Consider the following 16,237-nt stretch of genomic DNA (forward strand, 5'->3'; position numbering starts at 1 on the left):
CATAGTTCCACCTGTTGTGTACGAGGTGCATCTTAACACCTCTAATCAGGTGGCCAAATTCACTATGCCACTACACTCAGAGGTTTTGCATCTTGCATATTACATGGGGAACGACTTCAAAGAAGTATGGGATGTACCGCCAGAAGAAGACGGAAGCTCTAGAGACCAGAACATACTGAATACTTTCAGTGCCATTGAAGAAGTTATTCGTGGTCACATGGGTGTAGTTGGAGAGGCAAGCTTTAGCAACCTACAGCATGACGTATCATCTAGAGAAGTTATGAAGATGTTCAATGCGACACCTTTACAGAATCTCGTCAATGAATCATGTCAGAAGTTACTGGGAGACCTAACCAATCACTTTGAGTTTGACGATATAGCCGTAGTAGAAGGTAAATACGAAAAATACCAGTTCCCTATGAGGGAAGAACTCTCAACACTTGAATTATGGTTTGATGAAATCTCAGATAGTGAGGGAGATTTAGTGCTAACTACGCCAGACAGCGAGCATAGAGCTAGATTCACTATCCTAGATAAAAAGGTTGAAGTTGATGGAAAAGAACAGACTAAATACACCATTGATGACGATATGGGTGAGAATTTCATAAAACTATCTTTACAATCTCTTAGCTCTGTTTTTTGTAGATCGGCAGACTAACTTTGATAAAACCTACAGACTTGTAGATGCTCTATAGTTAGAAAAAGTAAGTTATGGCACCACTTGATCTACGCTATTAATAGATTTAACTAAAATGGAACGGGGCATAGCTGAGCCAGCGTATATTTAGCTGGCTCGATAATGGTTACTCCATAGCCAAGCGATTAGAGTCTATCAAAGATAGAGCCTTTTCTTGGACTGAATAACTTCTCGTAAAACCTAGTTGCATAATCATCCGTCATCCCTGAAACGAAATCACAAACTACACGCATTTGAGCTGCTACTTTCTTATCTCCATCAAGATCTTCACCAGCTTTTTTCCATCTTGCCAAAGTTGCCTTTGGAAGAAATCTTTCTGGATCTTTGGTTAGAGTTTGAAATAATTCAATAATTAGTTTCTGCCCTTTAAATTCTAATTGCTGAACGTTCTCATCTTGAATTACTTTTTCTACAACCAACTTAAATATACAAACTCTGAGTTTCTCTACCTGTTCAGTCAACTCTATGTTGAAGCGTAAAAGTGGGTCCTCACATCCTGAACCATTGTCCACAAACTTAGTACTAGTAATCATTAGGTTCACCAAAGCGCCAATAGTTTCCTTACGCTTATGACTAGCTCCAAATAGATTTGCCAAAATGCTCTTATATCGAAGGGATTCGTTATCATTTGCCACGTCATTGAACAAGGACTCTTTACCTTGAAAATGTTCTTCCCAAGAAGTTTTGGTTATCATGCCTAGAGAAAGAGCATCTTCTAAGTCATGAAGGCTATATGAGATGTTGTCAGCTAAGTTCATAATTGAGCAATCTAGTGACTTGTACAACGTTAGTTTGTGTGGCTTTTTTTTATCAACTTCAGTCTTGGTAAATTTCTTAATATCCTCTAGAGAAAAGCCATCAGATATGAATTCAAATATGTCGGCGTCTATTTCGTGATAACACTTTGGCGGTTTCTGAGTGTTAGCTTCGAAGAGCCAATATGGTGCGTGTTCATCCTTTTCAAACTTATAGGAGTCTTCATTAACCAGTTCCTTGTATGTAACCGGATATTTAAGGATGCCCAGTAACATTCTCCGAGTAGGATTCAACCCGTGATACTCAGTATATTTATCTAGTTTTCCAAGAATTCTTAATGTTTGACCGTTCCCTTCAAAGCCACCATAAGCTCTCATACAGTAATTTAATGCTACTTCTCCACCGTGACCAAATGGGGGATGACCGATATCATGAGCTAGGCATATGCTAGAAATTAGAGCTGATTCTGGCAAGTGTTTCCTTAAACTCTTATCACCATTTTTGTCAAGAAATTGAACAATCCCTCGTCCAATCTGAGCGACTTCCATAGAGTGTGTTAAACGTGTTCTATAGAAATCATTTTCGCCTAAACCTAATACCTGAGTTTTAGACTGCAATCGGCGAAAAGCAGCCGAGTGTATCAGTCTTGATTCATCTCTTTCATATTCACTACGAGTATCATTAGGTCTCGAATCTTGTTCTAATCTTCTTTGTGTTAACTTATTCATTCAGAATTTCCTGTTCATCAGGTGTCATATTGACAGGTTATTCTAGTTTAATGTTAACTCTTGTAAATCAATTATCTAGCAAACTTTAAACTACGACACCATGTGAGAGTAATAGCTTTCCCCTGCTCACAGCAGGTGAGCAGACTGAAAAAACAGAGCTTTAGAGCCGTCCAACCAGCCAAACAAGGAAATACAATTGAGATTAGAATTAGTAGGATAAACATACATTAACAGTATGTGAATGAGTAAAAGTACTAACAATTAATGGGACAAAAACCGTTTACCAAACGCGTGTTCGCATACCGAAAAAGAAAAGCTGGTAGATGCCATTGAATTTGCCATAGAAGAGGAACAAGAAGCGGTCAAAGCGTCAGCTAACGCTAGTGAAGTGAACTTGTGCTGAATGTGTTAAGCCCGCCGATTTGGCGGGCTTGTGAGTGGTTATGGGGTGTTCGAGGTAACGACGTCACTATAACTGACAACGTAACCGGTCTGCCCTGAGAGTTGGTCGACTTGATTTAAGATACCTTCAAGGCGCTTTCCTCCAATACTCATGTTTCTTTGCGCGGCTTGATCCGCATTTTGGATCAGAATGCCAGTGTTAGACTGAGGATCGTACAGAGCCAAAGCATTGCCTCTGCGTTGGAGAATCACATTGGTTGCGTTGGCAAATGGCAAGTCGAGTTTTCCATTGTTTCCTCTAGGAACAATCACGATTTCCTCATAATGGCCGAGCGCATCTTGATCAATCCGGTAATGGTAATTTTCGGCGCTGCCGCTCCAAACCACATTATGGATACCCGTGATTTGAGGTAACTCACTACTGGTTGATCCTTTTGCACCCTGAAGCACCAAACTGTGGCCAGATTCGGTCACGGCAGTGGCATACAGACCCAGTGACTTGAGTGAATCGATGATCGCGTTTGGTGAAGAGCTGTAGAGGCTTTGAGTATCACTGTCGTAAATGTAATGGTTTCCTCTTTTCCCCTGACCTAGGTAGTTCAAGACGTGCGACGTGTCCAAGTTAGGGGCTGTTATCAATTGTCTCTCGCTAGGCAGATACCAAGAGGCTTCCAAACCGAGCAATCGGACGGGTTGTGGCTGCTCGTAGATGCCACTCATCGCCTGAATACCCGCACGAATATTCTGATGTGCTTGTTGCCATTGCTCTGTTACACCACGAAGTATCGGTTTGTCTCCACGAGTTGCGTTGGCGCTCAGTTCAACGATGACACCATCTTTGGTGGTGACCTCTATAGATTCTCCTTGCTGACGGACTTTAAGGATATTTCCTTCCATTGTTGGGAACAGGTCGGCATCTGGTGCTTGAACCTGAACAACCAACTCTTCGTTTAGCATGCCATCGTGCTCAAGCACTGCCTGACGATATAAACTGGCGTCATCTTGATTGAAGATCCACGCGTGTTTTTGGTCCGCGGTCAGCCCAAGCAAAGTTAAAGACTTTCCAGCCAGGTTTCTACCCGCCTGTACGAGACGTGCGGATTGCGTGTCGTACCAGATACTGGTGGCTTGAAGCGTGTTGTTAATGTCTCTTTCTTTGGCACCCAATATCACCAATTGACTCAGTTTTGCATCGTGAGTATCGCTAATATCATGCAGACGAGCTAAGAGTTGAGTCCGGTTTGCCTTAACCCATTTTTCCGTAACACCAGCGAGTAGCGGTTTCTTATCCGCGAGCCACAGAGTGTTGTCTTTCGCGAACGCGAATAAGTGGGCTTTGTCGTTGGCGACTTTTTCAACGCCACCTACGGAACTCGGCAAACTCAGCACCGTAGCCGCCTGGTTTCTACCTGTCTGGTGATACACGGTTTTTTGATCATGAGAGTAAAAGTAGTAACTTTCACTCGCTTTACCCTGGTTTTCTACCAGTGCAAGTATCAAGTCTTTGGGGTGATTGGTCACATTGGCTTTCACCACGCCGCGTTTACCCGCTTGTTCCTCCAATACCCAGAATCGATGGTTCTGATCCTGATGCGTCGCCGAAATGGAAATCACCTCTCCCAAGGTTGCATCAATCCATTGATTCGCTCCTAAGTCCACTTGTCCACCAACACCGGTGTTTTGGGTTTTAAAGAGCTGACCCGTAGGGATATCGTTCCCCAAACCGCCGGACGTCAGTGTTGTTATGGTTTCAGTATCACCGTTGATATCCACCAACTGCAAAGTGCGTTCATCCAGTACATACGTCCATGTGGCTTTTTGACCTGACTGGGTTGATTGTTCTACCGCCCAGTACAATCGCTGATTTTCTTGCCAAACGCGGTTTGTGGTTGCGCCCTGAGCGTGATCCCAGCCGAAGGTACGGTATTGAGCGAGAATGGTGGATTGATTCACGTCGACCAACCAGACTTCACTGCCTTTATTAAACCACGCAAGATCACCGTTTATTGCGACCAGCTGTGCCTGAGCGAGAAAGTCCGCGTGAGCCGGAGCGGGGGTGTAAACAAAGCGCTTTTTATCAACCTGATAGAACGCTTGGCCTACTGCTTGTTGCTGACCTTGTGGCGTAAAGTTTTCTACGGCGACAAAGTCACTTTCAAGGTGATGTTTGTCGACTTCAGATTGAATATGCTGATGCAATTGATCCGCATTGGCCCATTGAGAGGCATTTTCTGAAGAAAGTGCCGCCGTTGTATTGGCTCTGTCTATCGTGAATACTTCCTCACGATTACCGATCACCAAAATTTGCCCAAGGTCGGCGCTGCGAAGATTGACTCGGATACCGCCAACCGTTAAGTGATCACTGGCGACGTGAATGTCACTTGCTGGCAACTGTCGAGCGTCTAGGATCCAGCGTGTTCCGGCTTGTGCTTGAGGCTCGACTTCAAGCGACAGTGTTGCTCCTGGCTGAAGGTTGACTCGGTATTCGCCACCTTTGCCTTTCAGAACATAGTTCAGCTTGCCTTTTAGCTCTTTACCCAGTTTACGCATTAGAATTTGACGATTTTGTGCGCCTAAGTTGATTGCAACGTCTGTGTTCACGTATTTTTGGGTAATTCTGGTAAGGATGAATTCAGACGGGAATGCATAGAAATCGAAGTCGAATCGACCATCAACCTCTAAGCGACGAATCACATCGAACCCTGCGTCGTGTCGGGTAGTTGCACCTGGCAATGCCGTGTATGTTGAATACCCAATGTAAGATTTAGGGGTTGCGGGCAATACGAGTGCACCTTCGGTTGAGGTGAGGGTTGCGTGGTTCCCGTATCCTATGCCCTCACGAACGTTGATTGCTTGATCTTCCTTCCTGACGATTCTGGGTTGATCCCCAATCCAGAAGAAGTAGTTGATTGCCCCAGAACCTGTGCTGCCATGATGGGTTCTGTAAATGTACTGACTGTCGAACGTAATCTGTTTCGACTCTAAATCGAGCTGAGCGATCACTGCGCCATCTTTAGGCTGAAGGAGCTGATACGATGCACCATCACCTAACGTTTTGTTCACGTGGGCATAACCGCCTTCACGATAGGCTGTGTCCACCAAGGCAAAGTATTGACCCACACCTTGGGCTCTTTGTGCTATTTCACCAAAACCTTGTGCCAATGCGGTGAAACCAATACCCAATCCGCCTAAGATGACACCCGCACCCCCAATAACCGCAGAGGCCGTACTGGCGCCAACGATGCCTGCTCCTATGCCGACGGCACTAGTGGCTAGCGACGCAGAATCAAACGCCAACTGGGTACCAAAAACGGCTTTTTGAACTTCATTCTGAGCGTGTGCTAGTTCGTACGAATCCAGAACCACAGAGGCCAACCCTAAGCCAATGCCGACTGCGGTGTTTGCCACATGGCTCACTGCCGAAAGCGTTGATTTGGTGACACTTTGCCCTTCTTGCAGAGCAGTACGATATAGGCTGACAAGCTTTGCGGCATCCATGACGGTACCATGCGCAATTTGCGTCAGGTTGATGTAGGTATGAACCTTAAGCGCTTTGCTTAGCCCATTTGGTAGTGAATCACCTGCGGCAGAGGCACGACTGTGGTTATTGAACCATGTGAGTATGGTTTGCACGGCAAACGCTGCATTCAACCCATCGACATGCTCCACATCGCTGATGTTTGCTCGGCGGATCAGTTCACCTTCGCTATAATGGTAGTTTTCTTTTAAGCGCCCAAGTGACTCTTCAAAGTGCTGTTTAAACTTCCAGATTCGGTCATCGGGTGTGATCAGCTCTCTTGTCAGGTTGTCTTCGGCATGAACCAGAGGTATGGCATAGTTCCCATCTTGCGTGCGTTTCATGTTTTCGAAAACGGGAACCCAGTCGTGCGATAGATTGTTGGTTCGATACAAGTCATCGGCTGCTTCTAAGAATCCTTGTGCTAAGTTCGCGCCTTCCAATACGCTCAGTGCCGATTGTAATTTAAGATCGGCAGATACCGCGTCACTGGTATATGCCAACCGAGCGGCGTTGTTTGATGCGCTTATGTTTGCAGCACGCTCAGAAGGGAGAGCCAAATCTAGGACATCAAAGCCGGTCGCAAGCCGAACTCTAGCCATCTGATCCGTATCGATAACCCGCATCTCGAATTCAGGGTTTTGCTCGGTACCCATTGCTTGGTAATAACGCGCAAACTTATGTTTAAGTAAGTGCGCTCTCAATGCGTTGCGCATGGCTTTGGGGGAATCGAAGTTAAATACCGCGAAGTTCGGGTCGTAGAAGAAGTAACGATCACGTCCTTCCGACATCTGTTTGCCGACAAGCATACTGTGTCTAGCGGTGTTCATGAGCATGAATTTACTTCCACCGTCAGTCAGAGGTGTCGCCGCCAAATTGTCCGTAATCGCTCGGATGTTCAGCCGACCAATGTCGCTCTCGGCGTATCTCGCGTCGGTATTGGCATGCAGAGCCCCAATCGTTTGGTAGACAGCGTTAGCCGAGGAAGAGCCTGCGCTGGCAGCGGAATCGTACAGAGACGAAGAAAAGTCCCGCGCTCCCATCTCTCCATTTTGAGCGATGGCTGTAGACATGATACGAGAGAGCGGTAAGCAGCGGCCTGGACCACAAGATAATACAAAATCTTGTGGGAGAAGCTGAGTAACGTTGGCACCGCTTGCGGTCATGTACTCACTCACCTTCGCCGTTTGATTCAATGCGATACTTTTTGTCTCGTCGCGGAATTTGTTTTCTATGTGCTTGACCAGCGCCCCTTTTTGTCTGAGGTCCAGAGGCTGAGTGTCGTCCAGCAGTAAATCTATCATTTTCAGAGACGTCAGGTTGTCAATGGGAACCGGAAGATCAACAGTAGTATGATTGACCACACCAAACTGGTAACGTTCACCTCGTTGACCCTTAAGATTTTCAAAGACTCGTTTCTGTGTATTGAATTTTTCGATGAGACGCTGATTAGGGTTGGTTTTCAAATTGACGTCGATGCCAACGACAGCATCTATGCCTTCCAGTTTCTTTTTCTCAAGCCATATCCATAGACGGTCGGTATCGACACTTTTTTCGATACTGCCCAGAAACTCTTCTTCGTAATAGGCTTTGGTGGTTTTTATCAATTCAAGCTTTTTCTCAATCTCTTGCTTTTGCGTCCCTGTAGCGCCGCGAAGTTGTGCGAACAATGCGTCTTTTTGTTGAATGGCAGGCGCAAGTTCTTTTTTCACCTCTTCTCTCAACTGGTTTCTGAACGCTTCCCACTCCGTGAGCGCAGGGTTTTCATCCACTTTGACTGTGCTGTCTTTTGTGTAAGCGCCGTCCTGCGGGACACTCGTCACTTTTATGCCAAGTCTTTTCGCATCCTGAATGAGGTGGTTCTGCGCGTTAATGCGTTCTCGGTTAAAGGCGTGAATGCGGGCTTGATCATCGGGGACCTGAGGTCGCTGAATCACCGCTTCTCCTTCTTTTCCAGTTCGTTTAACCCACGTGAAAGTGCCTTTGTCGTCGAGGATCTGTTTTTGTTTCTGAAGCATTAACTGCCATTCGCCATCTTTGACAATCAAGTAAGCTCCGGCGATTTGTTCGGTGGATTTTTTGCCTTCGTAATCGGCATAATCGACCGACATCACGACGTTGTCGTAGAGAACAGAGCTTCCCACACGGCCATCATGAAAAACACGGTAGTGGGTGTCATTTAGCTCGGTCACGACCACGGAACATCCGGTTAAAGATCCAGTGAGCATGAGTGTTCCCTCGGCGGCATTCTTAGGAATGTCCACATACGCAGGGACCGGATTAGAACGGCCATTAAACCCAAGGAAATAAGCGTTGGTTGTGTCTGCGGCTGTGGATTCTGTATATCTAAGTTTGAATCCTCCTGTGGCAGGTTCCAGCCTGACGTTGCCTTGTGTCGGCAAGCCGCCGTTTTTCACTAGCTCAATCACATCAACCGTGTGTTGATTTAAAAACTCTCGCGGTGACCGAGTAAAATTGGTGATCGCTTCGGTGGTATCTGAAGCCGTTACAGGTAACGGCATGGCATAGACATCGGGCAGGCTAACGATTTGCGCTCCCAACAACGAAGAGATGAGTACAGTCAAAAATTTCTTTTGCATTTTGTCTCCTGAGGAACAATTAAGTAAGTTCAGTTATGCAAAGTGGGCATCAGTGACCGCTAAAATAAGCCTCATTTCTTCCATTTTATTTCTCAGCAAAAATTACCCGTGAGCGCATTACAAATGAGAATATTCAGGTATGAGCACCACTGCTACGTACCTATTGAAAATCCGCAAACACAGCAATAACCGCTTGATTGCTAAGCAGTAGGTACTTTTTCACCTTAATATAAAAATCGAGCAGGAAATATTGGATAAAAAACAGAGTTTTTTATTTTTGGAACTGCGAACACGCCCAGTACCTCGGGCTCTATCTACCTTAAAAATCGGGAATTTTTTAAAATTGAGTGAGCTTGAATACGAACAGACCAGACGTGTAGTAAGTTAATGATGGTTTTAACATTAGTTGTGCTTAAAAAGTGAAGAGACAGGAAAGTTGAGAGGGTTCCACTGAGTGTTTTATCAATTAATTCACGAGTAGATAAGAGTTGTAAGTTAAACACTAAAGAGAAGGCTTAACTGAAAATTACCTAATATTCATAGGATTGTACGGTGCGTTGTTTTTTCTTTCGTTAATATTTTATAAAAAAGACAGTTATCGTAATAAAACGCAGTTAATCGCTAGAAATTAGATACAAACAATTTTAATTATTACAGGTTTGGTGAGCGAGCATAATCCGACTCAAAGTCACAAAAAGTATGCTTGGGGTAGGGGGGCAGTTTGGAACAAGGCGCAAGTTTTTCCTAAGTAGCCGTCGCCAATGACTAGAGAAAATGCAAAAAAGCCGCTGAAAAAATCAGCGGCTTTTTAGAATGTGGCGGAGAGATAGGGATTTGAACCCTAGATACGCTATTAACGTATGCCGGTTTTCAAGACCGGTGCTTTCAACCACTCAGCCATCTCTCCGTTGTTGAGGCGCATAATATATAGGGTTAGAAATCTTGTAAACCCCTAAGTGGTTTGTTTGATTGAAAAAACGTCAAAACCATCAAAAAAGAAGTTCGGCTGGTTGTGCAGTGATCGGTTTGTTGGTTTTATCGCCGGTTGGGTGGGATCAATCCACAGCGTTTCATTCGTCTGTGCACTGTGCTGCGATTAACCCCCAAGTAGTTGGCCGCTGCGGTAATGTTCCAGTTCAGGTTATTCAACAGGGTTTCAAGCTGGGTATCCACGGGCAAGGTGGGCGCGTCCTGTTGGTATTTCGAGAACGAATCGGGCAGGTGCTCGGGGTGAATCTTCTCCCCTTGGCTGAACGCCAGCGCAAACTGCAATACATTGCTCAGCTCGCGTATGTTTCCGGGCCAGTGGTGCTTGTTCAGCAGTTGAGTGGTGCCCTGGCTAATGGGTACGGGCTGGTCGGCGTATTCCAATAAAAGCTTGCTCGATAGCCATTTAATGTCCTTTCTTACCCGCAGGGGTGGCATCTCTAATTTGGCACCGGAAATGCGGTAGTACAAATCCTCTCGGAATCGCCCTTGCTTTACCAAGTCTTCAAGGTTTTGGTGCGATGCAGCCAGCACCCGAAAGGTAACAGGCACGGGGGTGTGCCCGCCCACTGGGGTCACTTCTTTCTCGGCAATTACGCGTAACAATCGGGCTTGTAAGGCGAGGGGCATGTCGCCAATTTCATCCAGAAACAGCGTGCCTCCATTGGCGCGTTCGATTAACCCTTTTTTGCCCTTTCTGTCTGCGCCTGTAAACGAGCCCGCGGTGTAGCCGAACAGCTCGCTTTCAATCAGGCTTTCTGGAATTGCGGCGCAGTTGATCGCCACAAAAGGACGCTTGCCTCTTGAAGCGTCATGAATCGCTTTGGCGAGGTATTCTTTGCCTGCACCTGTTTCGCCCGAGATCAATATCGAGATAGAGGAATTGGCGAGGGTTGAAGCCTTTTCCGCCATCGATTTCATGATCGGGTCGCGAAAGAACAGCCTTTCAAGCGGCTTGGCGATGGGGCGCTCTGTAGGAATGGATTTGGGTGCGACCGGAACGGGTTCAATTGCCTGAATGTAGAGCAAGTCACCGGATTGCGTGGTCACGGCAACCGGATTGGGGCAGTAGCGCCTTGAGTATTTCGGCAGGTCGTTGATGTCTAAGTCCAGCAGGCTATCCAATGGTACGCCGCCAAGTTGATGGGCGTTTAACGGATTGGCTGTAGCGGAATGCCCTTTCATTAATATGCCGTAAGCCGAATGGGTTAACCCTACGATTTGTCCGTCGTCATTCACCGCGAGAGCGCAATCGGGGTCGAGTTCTAAAAACTCGGGGGTTTTACTCAGTTTCAGCACCCATTGATGGCGAAAGCTGGAGAGTAGGGTGGTCATCTCGATGCGCTTGGTAACGTTGCGAATCAATTGTAACGACAGCAATTGGCTGCTTTTGGGTTCCGGCGAATGCAGGGCTGAAATGTCTAACACCGCAGCAAGGTGTCCATCTACACCATAAATGGGAGAAGCGCTGCAGGTAAGTTGCCCGTGCGTGGCATCGAAGTGGTCGGTTTGATGAACCGTAATAGGTTGACCAGTATAAATGCAAGATCCTACGCCACAGGTGCCGGCTCGTTCTTCCGACCAAGACGACCCCAAATACAATCCTGCGGATTTCAGCTCGTTTTGTTGTGTCGTGTTGCCAATGTAATCGACGGTGACGCCTTCGTGATCCGTCAGCAGCAGCACGTAGTTTTGGCCCGATATCTGTTTGTACAACATTTCTAGGGCATGGCGCGCGGTGTGAATTAGTCGATCGGTTCGTTCCTGATGAAGTTTCAGTTCGTAGCTGGGCAGTATGTAGGCTTCTTTTAAGCTGGCTGGCGCTAACTGGTGAGTCTCGACACAGCGTTTCCACGAATTGAGGATAATAGGGTCGCGCTCAACCCCGTTGCCGCTTACGGCATGTTCCACCTCTTTAATGTGAGAGCGGATAAAGGTGTTACTACGAATGGCATTCACTTCTGAACTTCTCATGATCGATTCCTTTCGATGCATACCCCAGTCACCTTAGAGCTTGAGTACATTAATACAGATCTAGCATTCACCCCACTAATTTGCATCTAAGAACGGCGTCGAAATCGGCTGTTTTGTGTGTTTCTCAATCTTGAAACGCTCTCGTGCAACACCTGTTGCAGCATCCTGTCGCGGTGCTACGAATTCCCTCAATCGCTTTTCAAATTATCACTAAAAATCAATTGGATAGATTTATTTCAAAGTCGGCATCTTGCTTGCTCTAGTAAAGGAGCTATCAAGGAGAGATGTTGTGAATCAAGGTGTTGTCGGCATGATTGCCAATCCCGTCTCCGCAAGAGACATAAGACGTGTGGTCGCGGCTTCCGGAAGCCTAACGCTGAACGATCGCGTGAGTATCGTATTGAAAATATTGTCCGGTTTGAAAGCTGGCGGCGTGCATCAGGTGTGGATGATGCCTGATAAAACCGGATTATCGGATATGGTGCAGCGAGAGGTGAATCGCGGGCAAGCGGCTTTAGCTAAATCAGCCAGATCTAAACAAACCAGTTCCAAACAAGCTGTGCCTAAAAAAACGGGCGAGCGGCAAGGCTTTCCGGAGCTCAAACTGCTGCCTATCCCGATAACTGGAACCGAGCAAGACACTATCAATGCGGCGTTTGCATGCGAAGATCGCAAGTTTAGCGCAATAGTGGTGTTGGGAGGGGATGGTACGCATCGGCTGGTGGTGAAACACGCCAGAGACACACCCATTACTGGTTATTCTACGGGTACCAATAACGCCTTTCCCGAAACGGTCGAGCCGAGTTTGATTGGTTTGGCGACGGCGCTGTATGCCAGTGGTCAAATCCCGAAAGAGACAGCGCTTTCACCCAATAAGTTGTTACAGCTTCGTATTCAAGAGAAAGCCCACTCCGGCACAGAAGGCAAAACTGCACCAATAGAAGACATTGCGTTAGTGGATGCGGCGATAACGTCCGATAGGTTTGTCGGCAGCAAAGCTGTGTGGCAACCGGATACGCTACGCGCGGTATACGTGACCTTTGCGTCTGCCATGCAGGTTGGGCTTTCTTCAATCATTGGCTTGAGTGCCCCCGTCGAGCGTACGGATCCGTGCGGGCGGTTTGTTGAGCTATCTAACAACGCGGACACTTCCAGTCTGACGAACGCTTCCAGCTTAACGGTGCCTCTGATCCCCGGAGTGTTTATGCCCGTTGCGATTCAAACCCTTTCAACCCTGAACCCGAATCAGCCCGTTGGTCTTCGTTATGGCAGTGCGGCGATTGCGCTGGATGGCGAGCGAGAGCACATCGTCGAGGCGTTAGATGATGTGACCCTCGAACTGATTCCCAATGCTTTTTTTACCATCAATGTAGAAGCCTGCATGAACGCATGCGCTGCAAGGATGCTTTTATGTAATCAACAAGGAGAATGTGATGCCTAGTATCAGCGAATCACTGAGCAAAGAGAAATTGCTCGACGCTTACCGAATGATGAAAACCATTCGTGAGTTTGAGGAACGCCTACACGTGGACTTTTCACGGGGTGATATCCCCGGATTTGTGCATTTGTACGCGGGGGAAGAGTCGGTCGCGGTGGGGATCATGATGCATCTTCACGACAAAGACCGGATTGCGTCTACCCACCGTGGTCACGGGCACTGTATTGCCAAAGGGGTGGATGTGCACGCCATGATGGCGGAGATCTACGGAAAAGAAACCGGAGCGTGTAAAGGCAAGGGAGGCTCCATGCACATCGCCGACCTATCGAAAGGCATGATGGGGGCTAACGGTATCTTGGGTGCAGGGTCGCCTTTAGTGTGTGGCGCTGGCTTTGCGGCGAAACATTTGGGGCACGACGGTGTGGGCATCAGCTTTACCGGTGACGGCGCGTCTAACCAAGGCATGTTTTTAGAAAGTTTGAATCTGGCGGCTGTGTGGGAATTACCTGTCATTTTTGTGATTGAGAATAATGGGTACGCCGAGTCGACTGCTGCGGACTGGGCGGTAGCATCCAAGTCTTACATAGACCGAGCGACAGGGTTTGGTTTACCGGGAATAACCGTAGATGGCACTGATTTCTTTGCTGTATATGAAGCGGCAGGCGAAATCGTTCAGAAAGCCAGAAAAGGTGATGGTCCGTCTTTGATGGAATGCAAAACGGTGCGTTTTTACGGGCACTTTGAAGGGGACGCGCAGACCTATCGCGCGAAAGGCGAGGTTGAAGACCTGCGAGAAAATCATGACTGCATCAAGAAATTTAAAGCGCAGGTTCTAAAAGCAGGCTTAGCAGAAGAAGGGGATTTTTCTGCTATTGATGGCGAGGTATTGGCACTGATTGACGATGCAGTTCAGCAAGCGAAAGACGCACCAGAGCCGTCACCAGAAGCACTGCATCGCGATGTTTACGTGAGCTACTAATCGAATTCAAGGAGTGAAAGATGAGCAGACAATTAACCTTTAAAGACGCGATCAATGAAGCGGTCGACCTCGAAATGACGCGAGATGAAAATGTGGTGATGATGGGGGAAGACATCGTCGGCGGCACGGGCGCACCGGGCGAGGATGACGCTTGGGGCGGCGTGCTGGGTGTTACCAAAGGGCTTTACGCCAAACACCCTAAACAGATGATCGATACCCCGTTATCTGAATCCGCTTACGTGGGTGCGGCGATTGGGGCAGCAACCTGTGGGTTAAGACCGATAGCAGAGCTGATGTTTATCGACTTTATTGGCGTATGTTACGACCAGATCCTCAATCAGGCGGCGAAGTTTCGTTATATGTTTGGCGGCCGAGCGGAGACGCCTGTCGTCATCCGTGCCATGTGTGGCGCTGGCTTTCGCGCTGCGGCACAGCACAGTCAAATGTTGACACCGATGTTTACTAACTTACCGGGAGTGAAGGTGGTGTGCCCGTCTAATGCCTACGATGCCAAGGGGCTGCTGGCGCAATCCATCCGCGACAACGATCCGGTCATCTTTTTGGAACACAAAAGCCTTTATCAGATGGAAGACGATGTGCCGCAAGAGGCTTATGCCATCCCATTTGGTGAAGCCAATGTGTTGCGAGAAGGGAACGACGTTACGCTGGTTTCTTACGGATTAACCGTCCACCGAGCAATGGAAGCGGCGAACCTAGCTGCGAAAAAGGGCATTTCGTGCGAGGTTATCGACTTGAGAACGCTTTCTCCCATCGATATGGATACGGTGTTGGAAAGTGCGGAAGTTACGGGGCGCATTGTGTGCATTGATGAAGCTAACGAAAGGTGTTCCATTGCCGCCGATGTGTGCGCCAAAGTCTGTGAGCAAGGGTTTTCGTATCTGAAAGCGCCAGCGCAAATGGTCACCGCGCCTCATACGCCTGTGCCTTTTTCTCCTAGCCTTGAAGATGCGTATGTGCCCAGTGCTGATATGATTTTGAAACGCATTGAGTACGTGATGAAGGAGGGGCTATGAGTTCAGAGAACACAGCGATCATCCCGATTGTTATGCCGAAATGGGGGCTTTCCATGACGGAAGGCACCCTGAATGAATGGCTAGTGGAAGAGGGGGATTCCATTGAAGTTGGTCAGGTAATCATGGACGTTGAGACCGACAAAATTGCCAGTATGGTGGAAGCGCCGGATGCAGGAGTGCTGAGGCGAAAAGTGGCAGAAGAGGGCGAAATCTATGATGTGAAAGCCTTGCTTGGCGTTCTAGCAGACGATTCAGTATCGGATGAGGAGATCGACGCTTACATTGAGCAGTTTGAATCTACTGTGGACGATGCAGAGGAAGAAGCTGAAGAGTCGCTTCGTTCTCAATTCATTGAGCTGAGTACGGGTACTGTTCGCTATGTGCATCGCGACGGCGAAGGCACACCTTTGCTGTTCATTCATGGATTTGGCGGCGATCTCGACAATTGGTTGTTCAACCTAGAGACATCTGGCAATCCGGTGTATGCGTTGGATTTGCCTGGTCACGGGCAATCGACAAAAGCACTCAATGGCGACCCGATTGAATGTCTGAGCCAGACTATTTCGGAGTTTGTCAGCACGCAAAACATCGAGCGTTGCCATCTTGTCGGGCATTCCATGGGCGGATTACTGGCAGCAAAGTTTGCAGTTGAAAACACCAGCTCAGTAGCTTCGCTGACTTTGTTGGCTCCGGCAGGGTTAACGTCTGATATCAGTGAAGACTACTTAGTTGGGTTTTCTGAGGCAGATTCACGCAAAGCCATGAAAGCAGCAGTTTTGCATTTGTTCGCCGATCAAAGTTTAGTGAATCGAGCCATGGTGGACGATTTGCTCAAATATAAGCGTCTGGATGGCGTAGATGCCGCGCTTCATCTGCTTCGCAATGCGTTATCAAACAACGGAAAGCAGACCATCAATTTGGTGAAACCGCTGTTAGCGTTGGAGATTCCAATTACCCTAATATGGGGGCAGAAAGATAAGGTGGTGCCAATCACCCCCGAGGTAGAGGATTCGAGCTTAAGTACTCACACCAGAATTGAACTTCTACCAGACGTTGGACATATGCCTCAAATGGAGGCAGTCGATAAGGTTAACGAGGTACTCGCTCGATTGCATTAGCCTAAAC

At 47.5% G+C, this 16,237-nt stretch carries 8 protein-coding genes and 1 tRNA gene; 5 read left to right on the top strand and 4 right to left on the bottom strand.

Features of this window, described 5'->3' with window-relative positions:
• On the top strand, positions 1–658 hold a 658-nt coding region (locus Q8W40_RS24250), incomplete at its 5' end, for a hypothetical protein (protein ID WP_305400936.1).
• 164 nt (positions 659–822) lie between these two features.
• Here Q8W40_RS24250 and Q8W40_RS24255 read toward each other — a convergent pair.
• From Q8W40_RS24255 to Q8W40_RS24270, 4 genes are all read right to left on the bottom strand, one after another.
• Positions 823–2,181, bottom strand: coding sequence for an anti-phage deoxyguanosine triphosphatase (locus Q8W40_RS24255; protein ID WP_305400938.1), 1,359 nt, complete (start codon positions 2,179–2,181; stop codon positions 823–825).
• 441 nt (positions 2,182–2,622) lie between these two features.
• A complete protein-coding gene (locus Q8W40_RS24260) occupies positions 2,623–8,700 on the bottom strand; it encodes a TcdA/TcdB pore-forming domain-containing protein (RefSeq protein WP_305400940.1) in 6,078 nt (2,025 codons plus the stop codon).
• A gap of 816 nt (positions 8,701–9,516) precedes the next feature.
• Positions 9,517–9,607, bottom strand: a tRNA-Ser gene (locus tag Q8W40_RS24265).
• Positions 9,608–9,735: 128 nt separating this feature from the next.
• The gene (locus Q8W40_RS24270) at positions 9,736–11,661 is read right to left on the bottom strand and encodes a sigma-54-dependent Fis family transcriptional regulator (protein WP_305400942.1); all 1,926 of its coding nucleotides are present in this window, start codon (positions 11,659–11,661) and stop codon (positions 9,736–9,738) included.
• A 289-nt stretch (positions 11,662–11,950) separates the two neighbouring features.
• Here Q8W40_RS24270 and Q8W40_RS24275 point away from each other — a divergent pair, with 289 nt between their 5' ends.
• From Q8W40_RS24275 to Q8W40_RS24290, 4 genes are read left to right on the top strand one after another with little or no spacing between them, the layout of a single operon-like run.
• Positions 11,951–13,102 carry an NAD(+)/NADH kinase gene (locus Q8W40_RS24275; protein ID WP_305400944.1) on the top strand — a complete coding sequence of 384 codons (1,152 nt, stop codon included), beginning with the start codon at positions 11,951–11,953 and terminating at the stop codon, positions 13,100–13,102.
• Positions 13,095–14,078 carry a thiamine pyrophosphate-dependent dehydrogenase E1 component subunit alpha gene (locus tag Q8W40_RS24280; RefSeq protein WP_305400945.1) on the top strand — a complete coding sequence of 328 codons (984 nt, stop codon included), beginning with the start codon at positions 13,095–13,097 and terminating at the stop codon, positions 14,076–14,078. The genes Q8W40_RS24275 and Q8W40_RS24280 overlap by 8 nt, the downstream gene beginning before the upstream one ends.
• A 20-nt stretch (positions 14,079–14,098) precedes the next feature.
• Positions 14,099–15,112 carry an alpha-ketoacid dehydrogenase subunit beta gene (locus tag Q8W40_RS24285; protein WP_305400946.1) on the top strand — a complete coding sequence of 338 codons (1,014 nt, stop codon included), beginning with the start codon at positions 14,099–14,101 and terminating at the stop codon, positions 15,110–15,112.
• Complete coding sequence (locus Q8W40_RS24290; protein ID WP_305400947.1) at positions 15,109–16,230, top strand: acetoin dehydrogenase dihydrolipoyllysine-residue acetyltransferase subunit; 1,122 nt, start codon at positions 15,109–15,111, stop codon at positions 16,228–16,230. Before Q8W40_RS24285 ends, Q8W40_RS24290 begins: the two co-directional genes overlap by 4 nt.
• Positions 16,231–16,237: the final 7 nt, after the last annotated feature.

The organism is Vibrio penaeicida (assembly GCF_030689305.1).
Taxonomy (GTDB): domain Bacteria; phylum Pseudomonadota; class Gammaproteobacteria; order Enterobacterales; family Vibrionaceae; genus Vibrio; species Vibrio penaeicida_B.